The sequence below is a fragment of the Flintibacter hominis genome (assembly GCF_014287965.1).
In the GTDB taxonomy this organism is placed as follows: Bacteria; Bacillota; Clostridia; order Oscillospirales; family Oscillospiraceae; genus Lawsonibacter; species Lawsonibacter aceti.
The window spans coordinates 609,382-630,483 of sequence record NZ_JACOPO010000001.1 but is presented as its reverse complement, the minus strand read 5'-3'; the positions used below and the strand labels follow the sequence as shown (position 1 = coordinate 630,483).

Annotated in this window: 18 protein-coding genes and 2 tRNA genes; 5 read left to right on the top strand and 15 right to left on the bottom strand. The window is 54.6% G+C overall.

Features of this window, described 5'->3' with window-relative positions:
• The first annotated feature begins 8 nt into the window (after window positions 1–8).
• On the top strand, window positions 9–920 hold the full coding sequence (locus tag H8S11_RS03020; RefSeq protein ID WP_186852123.1) for a LysR family transcriptional regulator: 912 nt from the start codon (window positions 9–11) through the stop codon (window positions 918–920).
• Between the two features lie 1,270 nt (window positions 921–2,190).
• Here the strand turns inward: H8S11_RS03020 and H8S11_RS03015 are convergent.
• The 3 genes from H8S11_RS03015 to H8S11_RS03005 all read right to left on the bottom strand — a co-directional run bounded on the left by H8S11_RS03015 (window position 2,191) and on the right by H8S11_RS03005 (window position 5,803).
• Window positions 2,191–4,167, bottom strand: a complete 1,977-nt coding sequence (locus H8S11_RS03015; protein WP_186852167.1) for a TRAP transporter permease — start codon at window positions 4,165–4,167, stop codon at window positions 2,191–2,193.
• A 1-nt stretch (window position 4,168) separates the two neighbouring features.
• Window positions 4,169–4,669: a DUF1850 domain-containing protein gene (locus H8S11_RS03010; RefSeq protein ID WP_186852122.1), complete on the bottom strand. Its 501-nt coding sequence runs from the start codon at window positions 4,667–4,669 to the stop codon at window positions 4,169–4,171.
• A 75-nt stretch (window positions 4,670–4,744) separates the two neighbouring features.
• Window positions 4,745–5,803: a TAXI family TRAP transporter solute-binding subunit gene (locus H8S11_RS03005; RefSeq protein ID WP_186852121.1), complete on the bottom strand. Its 1,059-nt coding sequence runs from the start codon at window positions 5,801–5,803 to the stop codon at window positions 4,745–4,747.
• Between the two features lie 332 nt (window positions 5,804–6,135).
• Here H8S11_RS03005 and H8S11_RS03000 point away from each other — a divergent pair, with 332 nt between their 5' ends.
• Entirely contained in the window at window positions 6,136–7,860 is a 1,725-nt protein-coding gene (locus tag H8S11_RS03000; protein ID WP_186852120.1) for a LytS/YhcK type 5TM receptor domain-containing protein, read from the top strand.
• A complete protein-coding gene (locus H8S11_RS02995; RefSeq protein WP_186852119.1) occupies window positions 7,845–8,567 on the top strand; it encodes a LytR/AlgR family response regulator transcription factor in 723 nt (240 codons plus the stop codon). Before H8S11_RS03000 ends, H8S11_RS02995 begins: the two co-directional genes overlap by 16 nt.
• Before the next feature lie 727 nt (window positions 8,568–9,294).
• Here the strand turns inward: H8S11_RS02995 and H8S11_RS02990 are convergent.
• The 8 genes from H8S11_RS02990 to H8S11_RS02955 all read right to left on the bottom strand — a co-directional run bounded on the left by H8S11_RS02990 (window position 9,295) and on the right by H8S11_RS02955 (window position 14,696).
• Window positions 9,295–9,504 carry a hypothetical protein gene (locus tag H8S11_RS02990; protein WP_186852118.1) on the bottom strand — a complete coding sequence of 70 codons (210 nt, stop codon included), beginning with the start codon at window positions 9,502–9,504 and terminating at the stop codon, window positions 9,295–9,297.
• Window positions 9,505–9,644: 140 nt separating this feature from the next.
• Window positions 9,645–9,836, bottom strand: a complete 192-nt coding sequence (locus tag H8S11_RS02985; RefSeq protein ID WP_186852117.1) for a hypothetical protein — start codon at window positions 9,834–9,836, stop codon at window positions 9,645–9,647.
• Window positions 9,837–10,807: 971 nt separating this feature from the next.
• A tRNA-Ser gene (locus tag H8S11_RS02980) sits at window positions 10,808–10,899 on the bottom strand.
• Between the two features lie 49 nt (window positions 10,900–10,948).
• Window positions 10,949–11,035, bottom strand: a tRNA-Ser gene (locus H8S11_RS02975).
• Between the two features lie 129 nt (window positions 11,036–11,164).
• Window positions 11,165–12,052 carry a B12-binding domain-containing radical SAM protein gene (locus H8S11_RS02970; RefSeq protein WP_186852116.1) on the bottom strand — a complete coding sequence of 296 codons (888 nt, stop codon included), beginning with the start codon at window positions 12,050–12,052 and terminating at the stop codon, window positions 11,165–11,167.
• 6 nt (window positions 12,053–12,058) lie between these two features.
• The gene (gene hisC / locus H8S11_RS02965; RefSeq protein ID WP_186852115.1) at window positions 12,059–13,123 is read right to left on the bottom strand and encodes a histidinol-phosphate transaminase; all 1,065 of its coding nucleotides are present in this window, start codon (window positions 13,121–13,123) and stop codon (window positions 12,059–12,061) included.
• A gap of 42 nt (window positions 13,124–13,165) precedes the next feature.
• On the bottom strand, window positions 13,166–13,363 hold the full coding sequence (locus H8S11_RS02960; protein WP_147572196.1) for a DUF951 domain-containing protein: 198 nt from the start codon (window positions 13,361–13,363) through the stop codon (window positions 13,166–13,168).
• A gap of 139 nt (window positions 13,364–13,502) precedes the next feature.
• Entirely contained in the window at window positions 13,503–14,696 is a 1,194-nt protein-coding gene (locus tag H8S11_RS02955) for an acetate/propionate family kinase (RefSeq protein ID WP_186852114.1), read from the bottom strand.
• A 173-nt stretch (window positions 14,697–14,869) separates the two neighbouring features.
• On the opposite strand from H8S11_RS02955, the gene H8S11_RS02950 reads away from it, so the two are divergent.
• Together H8S11_RS02950 and H8S11_RS02945 are read left to right on the top strand one after the other, a co-directional pair.
• Window positions 14,870–16,084, top strand: a complete 1,215-nt coding sequence (locus H8S11_RS02950) for a tRNA(Met) cytidine acetate ligase (RefSeq protein WP_186852113.1) — start codon at window positions 14,870–14,872, stop codon at window positions 16,082–16,084.
• Window positions 16,085–16,115: 31 nt separating this feature from the next.
• On the top strand, window positions 16,116–17,210 hold the full coding sequence (locus tag H8S11_RS02945; RefSeq protein ID WP_186852112.1) for a DUF3810 domain-containing protein: 1,095 nt from the start codon (window positions 16,116–16,118) through the stop codon (window positions 17,208–17,210).
• A 49-nt stretch (window positions 17,211–17,259) separates the two neighbouring features.
• Here the strand turns inward: H8S11_RS02945 and H8S11_RS02940 are convergent, their stop codons facing one another.
• The 4 genes from H8S11_RS02940 to nth all read right to left on the bottom strand — a co-directional run bounded on the left by H8S11_RS02940 (window position 17,260) and on the right by nth (window position 21,007).
• Window positions 17,260–18,033: a TSUP family transporter gene (locus H8S11_RS02940; protein WP_243200897.1), complete on the bottom strand. Its 774-nt coding sequence runs from the start codon at window positions 18,031–18,033 to the stop codon at window positions 17,260–17,262.
• Window positions 18,034–18,060: 27 nt separating this feature from the next.
• Window positions 18,061–19,332 (bottom strand): replication-associated recombination protein A, encoded by a 1,272-nt coding sequence (locus H8S11_RS02935; protein WP_186852111.1) that lies wholly within the window; start codon window positions 19,330–19,332, stop codon window positions 18,061–18,063.
• Between the two features lie 29 nt (window positions 19,333–19,361).
• The gene (locus H8S11_RS02930; RefSeq protein ID WP_186852110.1) at window positions 19,362–20,273 is read right to left on the bottom strand and encodes a PhzF family isomerase; all 912 of its coding nucleotides are present in this window, start codon (window positions 20,271–20,273) and stop codon (window positions 19,362–19,364) included.
• Between the two features lie 77 nt (window positions 20,274–20,350).
• Window positions 20,351–21,007 carry an endonuclease III gene (gene nth / locus H8S11_RS02925; protein ID WP_147572190.1) on the bottom strand — a complete coding sequence of 219 codons (657 nt, stop codon included), beginning with the start codon at window positions 21,005–21,007 and terminating at the stop codon, window positions 20,351–20,353.
• Window positions 21,008–21,102: the final 95 nt, after the last annotated feature.

The following is a 21,102-nucleotide window of genomic DNA, read 5'->3' as shown; positions in this document are numbered from 1 at the left end:
GAAAGGGTATGAACGTTGAATATTATCGCAATTTTATTGCTATCATCGACGAAGGAAGTATGTCTGCAGCAGCGCAAAAACTCCACATTGCTCAGCCAGCTCTTAGCAATCAATTAAAAGTATTAGAAAAAGAATTCAATGCGGTCCTAATGGAGAGAAATGGACGTCGACTCCATCCCACAGAAGCTGGACTTATTTTGTATGATCGAGCGAAAAGCATATGTGATCATGAGGATAATGCCCAAAAGCAAATACAGGCATGTACCAGAGGGACACAAGGAATTTTGCGTCTGGGTTTGACCCACATTTTACCGGATCCTACGCTTTCTCTAATTTTGGGGGATTTTAGCCGGGCATATCCGGGAATTCGTTTTGAACTTCATGAAGCGAGCACAAAAGTCCTAATTGAAATGCTTGATGAGAATAGAATTGATGTTGGCGTCTTGAGTAGTGCTTCCCTTCATACAGAGCTGAATTTAAAGTTGTCTCAAACTATCACTGCCCGAACTATGGTTGCATATCCCCGGGACAGTGACTGGTTATCTGGCGATATTGATGTGATTCCGATTAGTTTGCTACAAAATGTTCCAATTGCCTACCCTCGTGGTATTGAAAGCCGCCTGTTACAAGCTTGTCGAAAAGCGGGTTTTTGCCCTAATGTTTTTGCCGTTAGTTCTACCCGCAATGGGGCAATGCTATGGGCTCAGGTTGGTCGCGCTGTTTCTGTTTTTATCAGCACTGCTGCCGAGCACTTTGAGTCCGATAGCCTGTGTTGTCGACCAGTTAATGGTTATGATTTGAAAGTGCAGCGCGTGTTTGCATGTATGAATGACCGTAAGATTTCTCCGACAGCTGAAACTTTCTTAAATTTTGTCTCACAACGTTTGCAGGAACAGTCACTTACAACGTCACCAGCTTGATCTTCTGTAATTTTCTGTCCTGGAGAGAGGGATTTGGATGATAGAATCAACCTTTGTGGAAGCTTATATAAACAAGACTCTCAGAAACGGCGTGAGCGGTACCGGGCATTAGAGGCACTAGCAATCTTCCTGTCGATAAAGCCCGCTAGCATAGAGAATAGACCACCAGTCACAAATGCAACAGGTGTATAGATTGAAAGCATTTTCCATTGGTGGTAACAGGAGTACAACGAACACAACAACAAAGACTTTAAACACGGTGTTGTAGTGTTGTTTCAGATACTCGTTTGCTCCCTGCCGGATCGATGCTGCGATTTTTCCATTTTTCGGTTCCCTCAGAATAGCTCAAGCTCATTACCTTTTTTATTTTCTTGCGGCCAACGATATAATAGAAGCTGTCCTTATCGAAAGAGGCCATATCCCCAGTATGCGCCCAACCGTCTACCAGAGTATTCTTTGTCTCAGTCACGTTGCCCAATAACTGCAGACGATTTGGGGCCTGCCCCAAATAAGCTCTCCAGGGATATCGGGCTCAGTGATCTCGTTGCCGTCGTCATCGATCAACTTGGGATTGGCAGATAGAAAAGCTTGCCCACAGAGGCATACTTCGCCTCGTAACATCCTGGGAAACTAACTGAGGCGGAGTGGACAGGTTATTGCGACCGGCCTCAGCCATTCTATAGTCTAGAACAAACTTGACACCCTTGTTCCAGAACTCCTGCATGATGTTCAGCGGAGTAGGTGCAACTCTGGCTATGATTCACTTCAGGCTAGACAGATCCGTTTCAATCACCTCGATAGCTTGCTTGGGGCGTAGGCACGAGAGATGTAGATGGTAAAATTAGAATTGAAACAACGAGGTATAGATATTTCCCTTTACCCTGATAGCTTGATTGAATATTCGCCTAATGCTGGCTCTGATTTCTTAAAGTTTTTAAGCCAAGCGGAGGCATTGTGCAGAGTCCGCATAGAAGCTGGATTTATCTTCGTTACGCCATAAGTATATCAAAACTGAACAGCAGTTATATCAAGGAAAGCCGGAAGTATTGATTGACGCCTCTGGGATTCTCCCACTGACGCCAGTCAATGCTTCCGGCTTCTTTTTTACAGTTTTAGATTGATTTTAACTTATAGAAGAACCAAAGGCCCCGCCCAAAGGAGTGCGGGGCCTTTACTTTCAGCAAATCCCAGTACCTGGGTTTTTTCCTGAAATAGCGGGCCGATCTGGCAGGAATCTCTGCCGGGTGACCTGTTTCAGAGAATATTGCTGCTATGCCGCGGTAGGTTTTCTGTTCCGGTTGGCAACCACAAATTTCTGGAACAAAATGATGACGAACAAACCACCTATTCCAATCAGATCAGTAATTGCGCCACTATCTATGAGCATCATAGCCGCACCAAAGGAAATGACCCTCAACACCGGATTCAGCCGACCAAAGAGATAACCTTCTACCGCCGCACCGATCAGCACCACGCCGATACAGGAGGTTATGACCACACGAGTACCACTGATAAAATCTACGTCCATCAGCAGGAGCTGCTGACTATAAACGAACATATAAGGGACAATGAATCCGGCCAGGGCTAGTTTTACCGATTGCCAGCCTGTCTTCATAGGATTGCCGCCCGACAATCCAGCCGCGGCAAAGGCCGCCAGAGCAACGGGGGGAGTCAGGTTGGCGAACATGGCGAAGTAGAAACAGAACATGTGGGCCGCGATAGCGGGGATCCCCAGCTCCACCAGAGCAGGAGCCGCGATGGTGGCCGTAATCAAGTAGGAGGGGATGGAAGGCAGGCCCATACCCAGAATCATACAGGTAACCATGGTAAACAGCAGGGTCAGGAACAGGTCTTGGTGACCAATGCTGATAATGGTGTTGGCCACGTTCAGGGCAAAACCGGTCAGGCCGCAGATACCCACGATGATACCCACGCAGGCGCAGGCGATAGCCACAGAAACAGTGGATTTAGCGCCCGCTACAAAGGCGTCACAGATATCCTTGACGCTCATACGGCTGATGGGCCGAAGTTGAGCCACTACAATGGTGACCACGATAGTCCAGAAGGCGCTGAAAATCACCGTCTTGCCGCTCCAGATCAACATGTAAAGCAGGAAGGCGATGGGGATGAGCAGGTGGCCGCGCTCCTTCATTACCTGTCCCACCCGAGGCAGTTGGTCCTTGGGCAGGCCCAGCAGGTTATCCTTGGTGGCCCGCATCTGTACCTGGATGATGATACCCAGATAATAGATCAGGGCCGGGATCACAGCCGCCTTGATGATCTCTCCATACTGGACGCCCAAGGTCTCCGCCATAACAAAGGCAGCGGCTCCCATGATAGGGGGCAGAAGCTGGCCGCCCACAGAGGCGGTGGCCTCCACAGAACCGGCAAACTCTTTGCTATAGCCGGTCTTTTTCATCAGAGGGATAGTAAAGGTGCCGGTAGTCACCACATTGGCCACAGCAGAGCCGTTGATGGATCCCAGGAAACCAGAGGCCAACACGGCCACCTTGGCGGGGCCGCCCTTTGTGTGACCAGCCAAAGCGTTGGCGATGTCATTAAAGAACTGGCCCATGCCGCACTTGTTCATGACCTCGCCAAAGATGATGAACAGCACAATATAGGTGGCGGACACCTGGATGGAGGTGCCATAAATTCCATAGATATCGGTAGTCAGGTAAGTGACGATCCGGTGCCAGGTGTAACCGCGGTGCATGAATACGCCGGGGAAAGAGCGACCGAAGATGGCATAGATTAGGAAAATCCCGCTCAAGATCGTCAGTGCCGGACCACTGATCCGGCGAGAACACTCCATGACCAGGAAGATCATGATGGTGCCCATCACTACGTCGATCATCTCTCCCTGGAAACCAGTGGAGATAAAAGTGGGATAGCGCAGAAACACATAGATGGGCATGGCCGCAGAGAAGATCAGGAACACCCAATCATACCAGACGATCTTTCTGCGGGTCGATTTTTTAAATGCGGGATACAGAGCAAAACCCAGCACCAGGATAAGCCCCACATGGATGGCGTGGTGCTTAATGCTGACCATCTGGAGCGCCCGGATTCCAGAGGCATAGGCCAGGTGGTAGATAGTGAAGGCCAGGCAGATAAAATAAATCAGCTTTACCAGCCAGCCTGCGTCAAATTTGCGGGTACGAGACTCCTTCTCGTACTTCTCCATAATCTCTGCGCCCTTGGCCTCATCAATGGGCGACGCTTCGATCACAGGATTCTTTTCCATGTCAGCCAATGGAGAGGTACCCCCTTTTCATAATCATATCACCCCGGATTCGGCTGGCGTCCGGCAGTGTCCGAAAGTCAAAAATCTCCTCGCCATTGAGCTGCAGCCCCTTCATATAAGAGGCCGATGTGATCCACATAAACTGCTCAAAACGGCTGTTGATCTCCTCCATCCAGACTAACCCATCCTCAATGTGGGTGGGCACGTCCATTTCTGCCGGAATTCCCGCGCCGTATCCCGCCACTGCGATGGCATCCAGATTGAATGCGCCGTCGTCGGTCACGGTGTAATATTCGTACCAGGGAATGTGCTCAAAAGAATGTTCAATCTCCAGCCGGAGCTGGTCGCCTGGGCCAGCCGGGACTTCCAGTACGACCCGTTCGTTCTCCCTGTCATAGAGCTGGAAAACCATATGTGGGCTAAGAAATGCCCACCACAGAGCCGCGCACACCACCGCAGCTAAAACTGCCAGCGGCAGAAAAAAGTGAGCCTTGTGTCTCATTCGAATGCGTCCTCAAAAAAGGCCGGAGGACAGACTGTGGTATTTGTCCTCCGGCACGAGGGTTTACATCAACAGTTACAGGTAGCCGTTGTCCTTCCAGAACTCCTCGGCGCCAGGGTGCAGGGGGAGCTGGATGTCGTCGACACCGAAGGTGATGTCAATGTTCTCGTTGGCGGTGTTGTGGGAATTTTTAATGGTATCAATATTAGCAAAAATACCCTCCAGCATGTCGTACACCATCTCATTGCTCAGATCATCCCGGACCAACATGATGTTGTACACAAAGATGCCCTCGATATCCTCAGTGTTGTTATAGGTATTGGCGGGGATGACAGACTTGGCATAGTAGGGATACTCCTCCACCAACTTGTCGCGGCCCTCGCCGTCCAGAGGGACCACCACCATGTCATACTGAACACCCAGGTCCATAACCGTGGCGTTGGGCAAACCGGAGGTGACGAACACGGCGTCACACTGGCCGTTCTTCATGTTCTCGATAGCCTCGCCGTAGGCCAGGTAGTCTGGGGTAATGTCATCGTAAGTAATGCCATAGGCGTTAAGGATCATACGAGCGTTGATCTCCACGCCGGAGTTGGCGGCACCTACGCCCACGCGCTTGCCCACCAGGTCCTGGATGGAGGTGATGCCGGTGTCGGCGGTGGTAACCAGCTGAACATAGTTAGGCCACAAGCGCATCAGGGCACGCAGGTTCTCGGCTGGCTCGATGCCGTCATAGGCCTCGGTGCCGGTGTAGGCTTGCATGACAGCGTCCTGCATGGCGATGGCGATCTCTAGATCACCGTTGAGCATATTCTGGATGTTCTGTCCAGTGGCGTTGGTGGACTCGGCGCTGGTCTTATAGCCCCAGTCCGCCAAGGCGGTGGCAAAGGCACCGCCAATGGGGAAATAGATACCGGAGGTTGGGCCGGTGCCCACAGTGATAAACTCACCGGCGCGCTCATCCGCGGTCAGCCCCTTCTCACTGTCACCCCCAGCGGAGCCATCCGGAATAGAGGCAGAGCTTCCTCCGCCGTTAGAGCCTCCCCCGTTGGAGGTATTCTCCGTTCCGTTGGAGCAGGCGACTAGGGACAGTGCCATGGAAAGCGCAAGAGCCAAAGCCAGGATCTTCTTCATCTTTCAATTCTCTCCTTTTCTTCAAAGTAGTTCTTTTATTTCAGCGGCCATCCGTGGAAATAAAAGCGGAGCTCACAATACGCACAATTTTTCCGCTTTCTATGGCGCATTTTATGTGCAAAAAACATCTTCGTCAACGATTTTTCGGCCTAAGGTCATTTTACCTGTGAGAACGGTTGGAAACCGTGTGAGAACGGTTCCTCCACTTTCTTGAAAATCCAGCCCGTTCATGTTAAACTTATGATTGTTAAGAATCTGTTAATTGCCACAGCTATATCCGGTCCGGCCACGGCTCCTCGCCCATTTGACTTGCCAGGAACGAGGTGAACTGTATGAAGAACAGCTTGCTGATCTATCTCCTGCTTAACATCAGTCTGCTCTACATCGTCGCCGCCATTCTGACGGAGGTCCGCCCTCTGCGCATCATACTGAAGCGCAGGGTCCGTTCCGTCCCCAATCAGCTATGCCTGGGACTGATCTTCGGCCTGCTGTCCATCAGTGGGACCTATACAGGAATGAATTTCCAGGGGGCGGTAGTCAACACGCGGGTGGTGAGCACTGTGGCTGCTGGTCTTGTGGGCGGCCCCCTTTCCGGACTGTGCGCGGGCGCTCTCAGCGGCCTGCACCGCTATCTTTTTGATCCGAGCGGCTTCACCTCTCTGGCCTGTGGGGTGGGTACCTTTGGCTTTGGTATCATCGGTGCTCTGTGCTACCGCCGATTCAGCCGTTGTTCCAGGCGGAACCTCGCCCTTGTCGCCATTACTCTTGTATCCGAACTGGTACAATGTGTCTTGATTCTGATTTTGGCTAAACCCTTTGAGGCCGCTATCGCCCTGGAGAAGGTAATCCTTCTGCCCAAGATGGTGGTGAATTCTCTGGGGCTTGTCATCTTCATGACTTTGCTCAACCGACTCAACCGCAGTTTGACCATTGAACTGGTAGAGCAGCAGTACCTCGCCCTGTACATCGCTCAGAAATGCCTCCCCTATCTCCGAGAGGGCCTTGGGGATAGGCACGCCCTCCAACAGGCGACGGATACCGTCCGAGCCACCTTGCCTGATTTTCAGGTGATCATCACAGACCGGGAGCAGGTACTGGCCACCAGTGGTATTGCCCTTCAGGGTCACCCCCTGCCCGAACCTGCCCGCCAGGCCCTAGAGCGGAGAGAACTGGTGGTAATGCAGGATTTTCCCGGCGAGGTAGACGTACCAGTTCACCAGGAAGACAACGCCGCCATTGCCGCCCCTCTTATGTGGGATGACGAGGCAGTGGGTGTTTTGATCCTGGTGGTCCCTATGGGACCCAATCTAATTCTGGATGCAGACATCCGCACGGCGGACGGTTTGGCCCAGCTTTTTTCTTCCCAACTGGAGCTGGGAGAATTCCACCACCAGATCGAGCTGCGGCGGCAGGCAGAGTTCCGGGCCCTTCAGTCCCAGATCAATCCTCACTTCCTATATAACGCACTAAACACTATCTCCGCCCTGTGCCTCACCGACTCCGAACGGGCACGAGAGACCATTCTGATTTTGGCCAGCTATTTGCGCCAAACTCTATCTATCAACGAGCCCTTTGTTACCTTAGTCCAGGAGATGTCCAATGTGGATAACTATCTGGCCCTTGTAGATGCCCGCTTTGAGGGAGCTATCCATGTGACCCGCGAGCTACCTGACGACCTGACCCGGCTCCACCTCCCTCCGCTGATTCTCCAGCCGATTGTTGAGAATGCAGTACGCCACGGAAGCACCTCTGTAGATGAGCGACACGTCTGTATCTGCATTCGCCAGGATCAGGAGCGGGCCTATATCCAAGTCTCTGACCGGGGCCACGGATTTCCGCCCCAGGTTCTAGAGATGCTTCAGGACCCGGAAGATCCAAGCTACTCCGGCCTGTTCAATGTACGGAAGCGGCTTCGCAGCATCTACGGAGAACAGTGCAAATTTACCATCGACAGCTCCCAAGCCGGCTCTACTGTGTTTTTCTCTATTCCCCTGACTCCGCCTTCCCAGTCCTATTCTGATGTGAAAAGGAGTGAGGTCCAGTGCGTATCGCAGTAATCGATGACGAGAAATATTCCCGCCTTGAGTTGATCCACCAGATTCGTCAACATCTGCCACAAGCCGAAATATTTGAGGCATCCAGTGGTGCCCAGGGAATCCAGTTGCTGGAGAAGGATACCTTTGATATTCTTTTTATAGACATCCATCTGGGTGACCTGGAGGGAACTACGGTGGCCTCCCTCGCTCGCCGTCTCATGCCATTGGCGAAGATCATCTTCGCCACTGCGTACTCTGAGTACGCGGTCACTGCCTTTGAACTTCGGGTAGACGACTATATTCTCAAACCCTTTGATCCCCAGCGGATCCGTCAGGCGCTGGACCAGTGTGTGGCAGAGCTTCAGTCTTCTCCCCACAAGACCCCTGGGCCGCTCCGTCTTGCCGTCAGCTGTAACCGTCATACCATTCTGCTTGATGTCAATGACGTGACCTATATTGAGACTGACGGGGCCGGCCGTGGTTGTGTCCTCCATACTCTGTCCGGCGAATCTTACAGCGACAACTCTCCTATGTCTGAGTATGAAAGCCGCCTGGATGGGCAGGGTTTTTACCGCATCCACAAGACTTGCCTAGTCCACCTGAAATATATCCAGGATATTTTTCCCTGGAATAACAGCAGCTTTGCCCTCCGGGTCCGCGGCTCCTCCGATTCCCTCCCTATCGGCCGGGATCGGGTAAAGGAACTGCGCCGGCGACTTCATATTTAAATTTTTGTACTCCAGATATCTTCTCTTACCCTGACAGCTTGATTGAGTATTCGACTGATACTAGTTGTGAATTTTTAATATTTTAGTCAGATCTGCGCCAAAGTAAGGAGCAAATCAAGTCTTTGTTTGGGACTACTTGGTTTATTGAGCCAGAAATTACAGTTCGTGGTCATTTTCAGTAGGAATATTATAGAGTCGTTTGAGGCCATAAGTATCCTTGTCCGCCTTATATTTTCTCCTTAGAGTGGGTCCTTCTGGTGGATTCACCATGAATCTACCCTCGTCTACGGTCAAGACGCAAGAGCACCTTGGCGGGGCCCTTGCTTTTTATTCATCATTGGAGTTTGTATAGGTTAGAACTGAAGCTCCCATTCTCCCGCTTGATCGTGGACTGAGAGAGCCAACTCAGCGGCTATAATCCGGATCCCCGGCCAGCACTGTCTCTCGTTGTCCCATAGCGGCGGTTACCTTCTGTAATGGACCCGCCGTGCCGCAGGCAGTCGGCTCTCATGGCTCTCAGATCCTTCAGCGGCCCATCCCCTCGCAAGCTGTCACAAACCGCTACAGGATATCTTTGAATTCCGGCATGTTGAACCGGTCGTCATTGTGAGGCCACCAGGTATATCAGAACTCCTTCCCGCCGTGGCCGTAGTCAAGTCTTATATGGCCGACTGTACTGAGGGCTTTGTCCTTTTCAGGCTCCAGCTCGGAATAGAACAGTCCCGCCTCATCCGGTAAGGCAGGGCGTAAATTCTTGATTATCTTGGGGGTATGCCAGATCATGTTCCTCGCAGAACTGTTCCAAGGTTATTTTCTCTCCAAGCAGGCGGAATACGCCGTTGATTCGGCGTGAAACCGTTTTCTCCCGTTTCAGTGGGTGTAGGGAGAGTATCGTGCCGTCATGATGCATGGGGGCTGCTCCGATGTTAATTCTCATAGGATCTTCTTCTTTCTGAGCTGCGCCTCATATATTGTGCCGTTTTCACCATACTGGTGGGCAAACCACTCAGTAACCTCACGGTTCAGCGTCCATGACAATTCCCTGGCATTTTGGGCGTTGAGTGGGATCACAGTGTGTTAGGCCGTCATCACATCGTCCAGACGCCGGAACAGATCGTACTTCCCCTCATTCATCAGCCTGTGCGGGTCAATAGAACGAAACATATCCAACAGATTTCTTTTGCTGAGATTCGGGTCATTGTTTGGGGACTCCGTACCGATCCACGCATACGAGAGAAACAGGGTGATATCCTGCTCACACAGATGCATAGCCGCCAATTCCAAGTAACCGAACCGGTACGGCGGTGAACATCAGAAGAAGACCTACAGCAGTTTCTGTCGCGTTGATCTGCTGTCTCATATTTTCGGCCAGAAATGGAGTATGCTGGGATCATCCAGCAGATTTCCGGCCGACAGGCTGCCGTCCTCATCGTGGATACCTACCAAGGCATGTCCATAAAAGCATGTTTGACAACCAGCGGTGACATTTTTGTGGGGCGGATGTCAAACCAAAACAGTGTGTGGGCCAGCGACTTTAAGGCGGCAAGGCGTGCCTGAGCGCCGTGTTGGATCTGTTACGGAAGGAATATTGTTGCGTTTTCCCTGAGCCGTCGTAATAATACTCCTCTGTTTCTGAATACTTTCGAGCAGGCTCTTCAGAAATATCCGCACACAAAGCCGCTGCTTCACAACGGCCTGGGTGTCCAATACACCAGCCGCCCCTTCCAAAAAGTTATGAAACGGGCTGGCATATACCAGAGTATGTCCCGCGTTTGACGCTGTCTTGATAACACCCCGATGGAGGGGTTCTGGGGTATCCTGAAAACGGGATTGTAACGCCTCTATCATTTTGAGGACTATGATACCTTTCGGGAGGCGATCTGTGCATGCATTAACTTCTATAACAACCATTGACATCAGAAAAAGCTTGGCTGTATGACGTCGGCGGAATTTATCGAAACTTCCACTAAATAAAAAACAGAGGATCCTACTGGCTATAGAATCCTCTGCTTAATTTTTTATCTTTTGCTTTGTCTGCTTGACAAGGAGCAGTTCATCGCCTTTTTGATTTGAAAAAGGGCGTTTATTTCTGCCTTTGGTTCCAAAAAGTGCAAGTCTATTCGATTTCAGGAATCCTCGTCTGGTATCTTTTTTACCTTCAGAAATTTTACAAATAAAAAGCCGCAACACCTTGGAACAGTGAGCTTACAGCCCACTATATCCAAATTGTTGCGGCTTTTTGGCGCAGAAGGGGGGATTCGAACCCCCGCACGGTTTTACCCGCCTACTCCCTTAGCAGGGGAGCCCCTTATAGCCACTTGGGTACTTCTGCATGGCTGTAAGCTACGAGTTCACTATTTACTTTGGCTAGAGATGAAAAGTGGCGGAGAGAGTGGGATTCGAACCCACGGCTCTTTCGAGTCACCGGTTTTCAAGACCGGCTCCTTAAACCACTCGGACATCTCTCCTCATCTTTTCAAACAAATCAGAGGCGAGGATTATCATACCATACCCCCACCCACTTGTCAAGAGCTAAAATGAATAGGTTGCCCATCGCTCCCCGGACGGGCCACGGGTGAGCGTCCGGGGAGTTCTTTTCAGATACCTCTGTCCAATGTCTTGCGCAGACGTATTTTTCCCTCCAGAGCCTGGTCGATCATGGAGAGGAACTTTTCCCTATCCTCCGGCAATCCGCCTTTTAGGGGCAGATAGTTAGAGGCATGATTGCTGGTAAAATGAAGCGGGTCCACATCCAGATTCTCGATCAGCAGACGGCACTCCTCCAGTACATGGTCGGCAGAGCACACCTCAAAGCGGCCAGCCAGCACATCCTCCCCCAGCGGAGTCCCCTTGGCCGGGGCAAAGGTCATAGCGGACAAGTGTCTTGGCTTCATGGCGTTTATCATCTTGGCGGTAGACAGAATGTGCTCCCGCCAGTCGCCCCCCTCTCCCCTGGCCCCAGTCATGCCCAAGATGATGGTGACCCATAGATCGATGCCCGCCTCCACCAGCCGCTGTCCTGCCAGCAGCATCTGGTCGGCAGTAACTCCCTTCCGGATGAAACGCAGCACCGTGTCGCTGCCGCTCTCCACTCCGAGATAGGCTCTGGAAAGACCCGCCTCATGGAGCGTCCTCAGCTCCTCCGGCGATTTGGAAAGCGTACTACGGGGGCCGGCATAGACCGTGACCTTTTCCAGATGAGGAAAGGTGTCGTACAGCTTTTTCAGGATGCGGAGCATTTCCTCCGTTTTGATGATGATGGCGTCGCCGTCCATCAGAAAGACCCGCTGGAGTCCAGGACCGTAGTAGTCCCGAGCCATATCGATATCCTCCAGGATCTCCTCTGTCGGGCGGATTCGGAACTGTTTGGATTTATACATTCCGCAGAAGGTACACTGGTTGTTGGAGCAGCCAATGGTACATTGGAGCAGATAGCTCCTCCACTCTCCCGGCGGACGGTACAGAAGGTCACTGTCGTAACGCATAAGTCTCTATCCTTTCAAAATATCCTGGCAGGCCCGGCACATCGCCTCCATCTCCTGGTCAGTGCCGATGGACACGCGGAGATAGTCCCGGATGCGGGGTTTGTCAAACCAACGGACCAGGACCCCGCGGTCCCGCAGGCCCTGCTGAAGCTCTTTTCCGCCAACAGCGGGATGCGTAATAAAAATAAAGTTGGCGTTGGAATCATGGACGAAAAAGCCCAGTTCCCGCAGGCGGGCCGTGGTACGCTCCCGGGTGGCCATCACTTTACGCCGGCTCTCCTCAAAGTATTCCACATCCCGAATCGCCGCCTCCCCAGCCGCCAGGGCCAGCCGGTCCAGAGGGTAGGAGTTAAAGGAGTTTTTCACACAGCGCACAGCGGCCATCACCTCAGGACTTCCCAAGGCGTAGCCGACACGCATACCGGCCAGGGACCGGGACTTGGACAGCGTGTGGACTGTAACCAGATTGGGGTAGCGGTTCAACAGCTCCACAGCAGAACGGGCACCAAAGTCGGCATATGCCTCGTCCACCATCACCACCCTGTTCGGATCCGCCTCTAAGATGCGGCAGATCTCCTCCAGCGGAAGGGTACGGCCGGTGGGGGCATTGGGATTACACACCACCGCGCCTCCACTGCCGCGCAGGAACTTCTCCACTGGGAAAGAAAAGTCCTCATTGAGCGGTATCTCCTCAAAATCCAGTTGGAAAAGGTGAGCGTAGACCGGGTAAAAGCTGTATGTGATATCAGGGAAGATCACCCTTCTGCCCGGGGAGAAGAAGGCGTAAAAGCACAGGCCCAGCACCTCGTCAGAGCCGTTGCCGCAGAACACCTGTTCTGGAGTGAGGCCGTGGTACTCCGCGATGGTCTGCCGCAGTTGGGATGCCTCCGGGTCCGGATAGAGCCGCAATGTCTCATCAGCAGCAGAGCGGATTGCCTCCAACACTTTAGGGGAAGGCGGGTAGGGATTCTCATTGGTATTTAACTTAATAAATACCCGGTCCTTTGGCTGCTCCCCAGGGATGTAGGGTTCCAAGTCCTGAATACGGCTGCTCCAAAATCTCTTATCCATAGTGTGACCCGCCTTCCGTCCGTCTATTACTGGATGGGAGACTCACGCCCCCACCTCGCTGCCGTCCCGATATACCTTGCGGATATTTTTTTCCGCCTTGCTCCTGGGGAGCATGACCTCATGCCCGCAGCCCTGGCAGCGCAGCTTGAAATCCATCCCCACCCGCAGGACCAGCCACTCCTGGCTGCCACAGGGATGGGGCTTCTTCATTTTCAGGATGTCATTGACATGGATATCCATTCCTGTCCCGTCCTTTTTTAAAGTGGTTCTATTATAGTATAGAGCTTTTGAAATTGTCAACGGGCGGCTGTTCTCTCCACAAAATAGAATAGGCCGCCGGAATTCCGGCGGCCTGTATGACACGATTTGTTCAGCCGTTTTACTTCGCCAGCTCGGCAGTATCGAGGGCGATCATCAGCTCCTCGTTAGTAGGGATGACCAGGGTGCGCACGGTGGCGTCCTGGGCAGAGATGTCGATCTCCTCGCCCCGCTTGCCGTTCTTCTCGTCATCAATCTTGATTCCCATGAACTCAAGGCCGCTAACGATGGCCTTGCGGTCGCCGGCGCCGTTCTCGCCTACACCGGCGGTAAAGATCACGGCGTCCACGCCTCCCATAACAGCGGCATAGGAGCCGATGAGCTTCTTCACGCTGTAATGGAACACATCCAGAGCCAGAGCGGCCCGCTGATTGCCCTCAGACTTTGCCTTCTCCAAATCACGGAAGTCAGAGGATACGCCGGAGATGCCCTGGACACCGGACTTCTTATTGAGGATGTTCAGCATCTCCTTGATATCATAGCCGTACTTGTTCATCAGGTACTCCATAATACCGGCATCGATGTCGCCGGCACGGGTGCCCATGGGCAGACCAGCCAAGGGGGTAAAGCCCATGGAGGTATCCACGCTCTTTCCGCCGTCAATAGCGGTAACGGAGGAGCCGTTACCCAGGTGGCAGGAGATGAGCTTCAGCTCCTCAATGGGCTTGCCCAGCATGGCCGCCGCCCGCTGGGACACATACTTATGGCTGGTACCATGGAAGCCGTAGCGACGGACCTTGTCCTGTTCATAATACTCATAGGGCAGGGCGTAGGTGTAGGCCACGGAGGGCATGGTCTGATGGAACGCGGTGTCAAACACAGCCACCATGGGGGTTCCGGGCATGAGGGCCTGACAGGCCTTGATGCCAATGATATTGGCGGGATTGTGCAGAGGGGCCAGGGGGTTGCACTCCTCGATGGCGGCCATGACCTCGTCCGTGATGAGCACGCTCTTGGCGAACTTCTCGCCGCCATGGACCACCCGGTGACCCACAGCATCAATCTCCTTCATGGAGCCAATGACGCCATTGGCGGGGTCCACCAGGGCGTTCAGCACAGTCTGGATGGCCTCGGAGTGGGTGGGCATGGCCACGTCGGCCTCCTTGACGGCCTGCTTGCCCTCAGGCTTATAAGTAAATTTACCGTCGATTCCGATGCGCTCGCACAGTCCCTTGGCCAGCACCTGCTGGGTTTCAGGGTTGAGCAGCTGATACTTCAGGGAAGAGCTGCCAGCGTTGATGACCAAAATGTTCATTGAGATCGATCTCCTTCACAAATCAAATTTCACAAGCTTGTGGTTGCCTTGAGCCGGGGGATGCACTATAATAGTTTCATCCTCTGTCTATGGTCCCTATTCTACCGCTTTTCCCCGGCCAGGACAACCGTTTTTTCGAAAAACAGGAAATTTTCTTTGTCAGGAGGCCTTCCATGCGGGTCATCGGCATCGTGGCGGAATACAATCCCTTCCACACCGGCCACCAATATCAGATCTCTGAGAGCCGGCGGGCCGTGGGTGGCGAGGCCGGGGTCGTGGCTGTCATGAGCGGAAACTGGGTCCAGCAGGCAGGCTGTGCCATTACCGATAAGTGGAACCGGGCCCGGCTGGCCCTGATGGGCGGCGTCGATTTGGTGCTGGAACTGCCCACGGTGTGGGCAGTCTCCTCGGCGGAGTCCTTCGCTCAGGGGGCTGTGGACCTGTTGGATGCCACTGGAGTGGTGGATGTGCTCTCCTTCGGCAGCGAGTGCGGAGATGTGGACCGACTCCAACGGGTGGCCGTGTGTCTCAACAGTCCGGTATACGAGACGGGAGTACGCCGTTTCGTGGACGAGGGGATGCCATTCGCCTCCTCCCGGCAGGAAACGGTGCGGAGCATCCTTGGGCCCGATAGTTCAGAGCTTCTGTCTGCTCCCAACAACAATTTGGGTGTGGAGTATCTCCGGGAGCTGGACAGGCTGAAAAGCAGTATTCTCCCTATGACCGTCAGACGGGAGGGGGCTCCCCACGGCGTACTGTTAAAGGTGGCGGAGCACCCCCGTTTTCTCTCCGCTACCCAGCTTCGGGCCTTTTTGGAACAGGGAAGCTGGGAAGCCGCACAGCTCTATCTCCCCCAAGGAGGACTGGAGGTACTAAAGGAGGGCTGGCATGGTTCTCCCTCCTTGAAGCGGGTAGAGCGGGGTCTGCTGGCCAACCTACGCGCTATGACAGCGGAAAACTGGGCCAAGCTTCCTGACAGCGGGGCAGCGGAGGGAGCCTCCGTCCGGCTGGAGCGGGCTGGCCGAAACTGCCGCTCCCTAGAGGAGTTTTTCCATCTGGCCAAGCCCAGACATTGGACTGCATCCCGGACGCGGCGTCTGCTGACGTGGGCCTACCTGGGGTTGACGGAGGCAGACCGCCCAGACAATCCGCCTTATCTTCGTGTGCTGGGCCTTAACGCCAGGGGGCAAGCCATTCTGAAGAAGATGAAGTCCCAGGCATCTCTGCCCATCCTCACAAAGCCGGCCCACGCCAAGGCACTGGATGAGGTGGGCCGCTCCCTTTTCGCACAGGAGGCCAGATGCACCGACCTGTATGACCTGTGCCTGGAGTCCGTTCCCGTCCCCGGGCGGGAATGGACCTCGGGACCTGTCGTTGTTGGAAATTGACCTGCCCCTTTTCTGCCCCATGGAGGCCGCTATGGAAACAAAGGTAAAACGAAAGATACACTGGGGATTGGCCGCCGCTCTGTTCCTCCCAATCCTGCTCATTGGGCTGTTTTATCTTCTCAGCCCTCTGCCCAGAGTGATGGATTGGTGGGTCTTTGGCGTAATGGCCCCTGTGGAGCAGTTTTTGGGCCGAATGTGGTCCATCTTTCCCTTCTCTGTGGCCGAGGTTCTGGTCGTCCTGGTCTTGACAGGCAGCGTGGCCTGGCTGGTCCGGGCTATCGTTTTAGCTGTTCGGCGCAGGGAGCTCTCCCCTCTCTTACGGCGGCTGCTGGCGCTGGCCGCCGTGTGGCTTTGGGTCCTAGCGGCCCTTTTCTGGTTTTGGAACGCCGCCTATCAGGCCTCCAGCTTCACCCGGCGCAGTGGGCTGGAGGTCGCTCCCTACTCAGTCGAGGCGCTGGCCGCCGTCACGGAGTATTTTGCCCAAAACGCCGCCCGGCTTTCCAGCCAGGTGGACCGGGACTCAGAGGGCCGCTTCGCTGTGCCCCGTGATTACTATTTTCACAAAGGAACACAGGTCTATGAAGGGCTTATCCAGGAATTTCCCTGTCTGGATATCCCGCCGGTCAGGGCAAAACCCCTTCTCTTTTCCAGGCTCCAGAGTATTCTGGGCTTTACTGGCGTCTACTTCCCCTTCACCGGAGAAGCCAATGTGAATGTGGACTGTCCCGCCTGCCTGATTCCGGAAACCATCGCCCATGAGATGGCCCACCAGCGGATGGTAGCCTCTGAGCTGGAGGCCAACTTTGTGGGCATCGCCGCCTGTGTCACCTGCGGCGACACCGTCTTTCAATACTCCGGCTATCTCGCCGGACTGATCCAGCTGTGTAACGCCCTGTACCCCGTGGCTCCAGACCTGTGGGACGAGATCGCCGGCCGGTGGTTTACTCTGGAGCTGGCCACAGACTGGAATGAGAACAACGCCTATTGGGCCGCCCTGGAGTCCCCTATCGAGGATGCGGCCGGACAGGCCTACGACGCCTTTTTGAAGGGCAACGGCCAGGAGCTGGGGATGCGCTCCTACGGAGCCTGTGTCGATTTGCTGGTCAGCTATTTCGGAAGAAAATGAAAGAGGGAGGGCGGCCTTCAAGGCTGCCCTCCCTCACAAATACGCCGGACTACACTGCCAAATCATAGATCAGCCGCCCCAGCAGCAGGGCAAGCACCACAAAAAACATAGGGCGGATAATCTTAGCGCCCCCCTTGAAGGCCAGACTGGAGCCCACATAGTTGCCCGCCACACTGCACAGGGCGGCAGGGATCCCTACCAGCCACACGACCTTACCCGCCAGGGCATAGGTCACCAGCGCCGCGATGTTACTGGAAAAGTTGATCGCTTTGCTGTTTCCTGACGCGGTGAGCAGGTCAAACTTGGAAAGGGCGGTGTAGCCCAGTATCATAAAGGTGCCAGAACCCGGACCAAAAAAGCCATCATACCCTCCAATGACCAGGCCGATGGAAAGAGATATAGCCATAAGCTGGGCCCGACTCAGCTCATTGGACCGGTCCTCCCTTCCAAGGTCCCGCCTGACAAGGAGAAAAACCGCCACAACAGGTACGATAGCCAGCATGATATAATACAGGATCTGTTCTGGAACCATCATATTCAGCCGCGCTCCGATCCAGGAGCCTCCCAGGGCGGCCGCCGCCCCCACCAGGACGCTTGGGAGATGAACGTCCCCCTGACGAAAAAAACGGATGGTGGACAGCAGGCTCCCACAGGAACTGCTGCATTTATTGGTAGCGGTGGCCCCGTGAGGAGACAGCCCAGCCAGCAGATAGGCTGGGATCGTGATGAGTCCCCCGCCCCCCACGATAGCGTCTACAATGCCTCCCAGAAAGATCAGCGGACAGACGATGACCAACGCTCTGAAAACTTCTAACTCCTCCATGCTTCCCTCTTCCCACCCCAGGCGGGGTCACTCCCTTTTTCTTTTTATCTCATCCCAGTACCGCTTGGCGGCCTGTTCTGTTTTATTCTCCCCATAGACGTAATAGCGCGCATCCTTCAGCTCGTCGGGCAGATACTGCTGGTCCACCCACCGGCCTGGGAAGCTGTGGGGATAGAGATAGCCCTGCTCCCGCTCCAGACCGGAGGAATCGGCGTGGACATTCTGGAGATGCCGCGGGATGTCCCCTACCCTGCCCCGGCGCACATCGGCCATAGCGGCCTCAATGGCCATGCAGGAGGTGTTGGACTTTGGGGCAGTGGCCAGAAGGACTACCGCCTGGGCCAGAGGCAGCTTGGCCTCCGGCAGCCCAAGCTGAAGGGCATTGTCCACACATGCCTTGACGATGGGCACCGCCAGAGGATAAGCCATGCCCACATCCTCGCTGGCGGAGCACAGGATGCGGCGGATGGCGGTAATCATATCCCCCGCTTCCAGCAGCCGGGCCAGATAGTGGAGCGCCGCGTCCGGGTCAGAGCCCCTCATGGACTTCATGAGGGCTGACGCGATATCAAAATGGGCATCTCCCTCCCGGTCGTAGCGCATCGCCGACTTCTGGGCCACCGTTTTGGCATCCTCCAAGCTGACAAGGAGTTTCCCTTGCTCACGCCTCGCGGCGCTGAGTAAAAGCTCAATGGCGTTCATGGCCTTTCGGATGTCGCCGCCACAGGCCCAGGCGATGTGCTCCTTTACCCCGTCCTCGCATACTACCTGGGCGCCCAACCGCTCCTCCATGATGGAGATACCCCGCTCCACAGCGGGGAGGGCATCCTCCGCCGTGATCTGCTTAAACTCGAAAACCGTAGCCCGGGACAGCACCGCCCCAAAGACGGCGAAGAATGGGTTTTCTGTGGTGGAGGCGATAAGGGTGATGCGACCGTCCTCCATAAACTCCAGCAGGGACTGCTGCTGCTTCTTATTGAAGTACTGGATCTCGTCCAGATAGAGCAGCACACCCTCCGGCGCCATCAAAGTGCCGATATCTCCGATGATGTCCTTGATGTCGGAGATGGAGGCCGTGGTGGCGTTGAGCCGGTGCAGGGGCCGGTTGGTCCGCTGGGCGATGATGTTCGCCACCGTAGTCTTGCCTGTGCCTGAGGGGCCGTAAAAAATCAGGTTGGGGATATTGCCCCCCTCAATGATCCGGCGCAGCAGGCCGTTTTCTCCCAATATATGCCTCTGCCCCACCACCTGATCCAGGCTCTGGGGGCGTATCTCATCCGCTAACGGGCGGTATGCCATCGTTTCTCATCTCCTCACGGGGTTCTCTGTCATTCCTCGTCCAGCGTTATCTCCGCCTGGAACGCCACCACTGCGTCGCCGATAATGCGGATTTCGCCGGGACGTCCCTCCTCCAGCTCCACACAGACCTCCATAGCACCTGGCCGGCCCATGGCCTCCCCCTGGGCAGAGGTGAAGCGCACCTCGTCTCCATCTGTGGGGATCAGTCCAAATTGGACCAGATAGGCACCCATGGGGCCGTTAGCAATCCCCGTCACCGGGTCCTCGGCCACACCGTTCGCAGGACCGAACATTCGTCCATGGACCAGAGGCTCTTCCCCAGGATGGAGGGTAAAGACCAGATACCCGTTGCAGCCAATCTCACCACTCAACTCCTTGAGAGCCTCTAAGTCCGGTTTTAAGCTGTGAAGCTTATCCAGGTCGTTGAGGACCACCATCAGCTTGGGAGAGCCTACGGAGGCGGAAGCCATGGGGCAGCCGGGCCGGAGGTCGTCCCATGTCACGCCTAGGGCGTCCAGCACACGGACCTGGTACTCCTGGGCCAATGGCTCTCCAATGACGGCCTTTCCCTGGGACATGACCACCCGGTAATCACCGTTTTCCTTGCACACATCCACAGGAAAAAGGCCAGCTCCGCACTTCTGGACTACCCGGGCGCTGTCCAGACCCAGTTCCATGGCCCGGATATAGTGGGAGGCGATGGTGGCATGACCACAGACAGGTACCTCTCGGGTGGGGGTGAAAAACCGGACATGGACATCATACTCCCCCTCTTTTCCCGGGAAAAGGAAGGCCGTCTCCGAGTTATTCAGCTCCCGGGCGATGCGCTGCATCTGTCCCTCTGTCAGCCCTCGCGCGTCCGGCACCACACCGGCGGGGTTCCCCGCCAGTTTCTCCCGTGTAAATGCGTCCACCTGATAAATGGTATAATTTTTCTTCATGGTTGCTCCGCCTTTCTGCGCATATGCGCTGCTGCCCGCCAGATAGATGACATCCTGGCGAAAGGACGCTCCGGCCCTTATGCTCCTTTTCCCTGCTGCTTACTAAAAAAATCACACCAGGGCCGCAGGGTACACTGCTGGCACTGGGGCCGCCGGGCGATACAGACGGCCCGTCCATGGAGGACCAGCCGGTGGCAGAAGTCATTGGACTCCTCTGGAGGCAGGATCTTCCTCAACTGCATCTCCACCTTGGCGGGGTCCTTGGAGCCGTCGGTCAACCCAAGCAGACCGGAGATGCGGATGCAGTGGGTGTCCGCCACCACCACGCCGGGGGTGTGGTACACGTCTCCCAGGATCAGGTTGGCTGTCTTTCTGCCCACACCAGGCAGCTTCAGCAGGTCCTCCATAGTATTGGGCACCTTGCCGCCGTATTCCCGCAGAAGCATTTGGGAGGCTAGTACGATGTCCTTGGCCTTTGCCCGGAAAAAGCCCGTGGAATGTATGTACTGCTCCACTTCGGCAATCTCAGCATTGGCCAGCGACTCCAGAGTAGGAAAGCGGGCATACAGTGCCGGAGTCACCTTATTGACACGCTCGTCAGTACACTGGGCGGCCAGTCGAACGGAAAATAGAAGTTCGTAGTCCTTCCGGTAGTCCAGTGAACAGATTCCGTCCGGGTATAGGGCTTTCAGCTCCTCTATAATGGCGGCCACATCGGCCTTTTTCTTTTTCATATCTGTTTCTCTCCATTCAGCTTTCTCCACAGGAGGGAGAAGTTCTGTCATTTTGATATCATACCATACTTACCGGAAAATTTCGACGGCTTTTT

Bases quoted from the DNA above. Each gene is read 5' to 3' on its own strand.
- nth (WP_147572190.1), bottom strand. From the start codon at position 21,007: ATGAAAAAGAAAAAGGCCGATGTGGCCGCCATTATAGAGGAGCTGAAA.
- H8S11_RS02955 (WP_186852114.1), bottom strand. From the start codon at position 14,696: ATGAACATTTTGGTCATCAACGCTGGCAGCTCTTCCCTGAAGTATCAG.
- H8S11_RS02985 (WP_186852117.1), bottom strand. From the start codon at position 9,836: ATGCATCTGTGTGAGCAGGATATCACCCTGTTTCTCTCGTATGCGTGG.
- H8S11_RS02990 (WP_186852118.1), bottom strand. From the start codon at position 9,504: ATGAGAATTAACATCGGAGCAGCCCCCATGCATCATGACGGCACGATA.
- H8S11_RS03010 (WP_186852122.1), bottom strand. From the start codon at position 4,669: ATGAGACACAAGGCTCACTTTTTTCTGCCGCTGGCAGTTTTAGCTGCG.
- H8S11_RS03015 (WP_186852167.1), bottom strand. From the start codon at position 4,167: ATGGAAAAGAATCCTGTGATCGAAGCGTCGCCCATTGATGAGGCCAAG.
- H8S11_RS02950 (WP_186852113.1), top strand. From the start codon at position 14,870: ATGCGGGTCATCGGCATCGTGGCGGAATACAATCCCTTCCACACCGGC.
- H8S11_RS02970 (WP_186852116.1), bottom strand. From the start codon at position 12,052: ATGCGTTACGACAGTGACCTTCTGTACCGTCCGCCGGGAGAGTGGAGG.
- H8S11_RS02935 (WP_186852111.1), bottom strand. From the start codon at position 19,332: ATGGCATACCGCCCGTTAGCGGATGAGATACGCCCCCAGAGCCTGGAT.
- H8S11_RS02930 (WP_186852110.1), bottom strand. From the start codon at position 20,273: ATGAAGAAAAATTATACCATTTATCAGGTGGACGCATTTACACGGGAG.
- hisC (WP_186852115.1), bottom strand. From the start codon at position 13,123: ATGGATAAGAGATTTTGGAGCAGCCGTATTCAGGACTTGGAACCCTAC.
- H8S11_RS03000 (WP_186852120.1), top strand. From the start codon at position 6,136: ATGAAGAACAGCTTGCTGATCTATCTCCTGCTTAACATCAGTCTGCTC.
- H8S11_RS02960 (WP_147572196.1), bottom strand. From the start codon at position 13,363: ATGGATATCCATGTCAATGACATCCTGAAAATGAAGAAGCCCCATCCC.
- H8S11_RS02940 (WP_243200897.1), bottom strand. From the start codon at position 18,033: ATGGAGGAGTTAGAAGTTTTCAGAGCGTTGGTCATCGTCTGTCCGCTG.
- H8S11_RS03020 (WP_186852123.1), top strand. From the start codon at position 9: ATGAACGTTGAATATTATCGCAATTTTATTGCTATCATCGACGAAGGA.
- H8S11_RS03005 (WP_186852121.1), bottom strand. From the start codon at position 5,803: ATGAAGAAGATCCTGGCTTTGGCTCTTGCGCTTTCCATGGCACTGTCC.
- H8S11_RS02945 (WP_186852112.1), top strand. From the start codon at position 16,116: ATGGAAACAAAGGTAAAACGAAAGATACACTGGGGATTGGCCGCCGCT.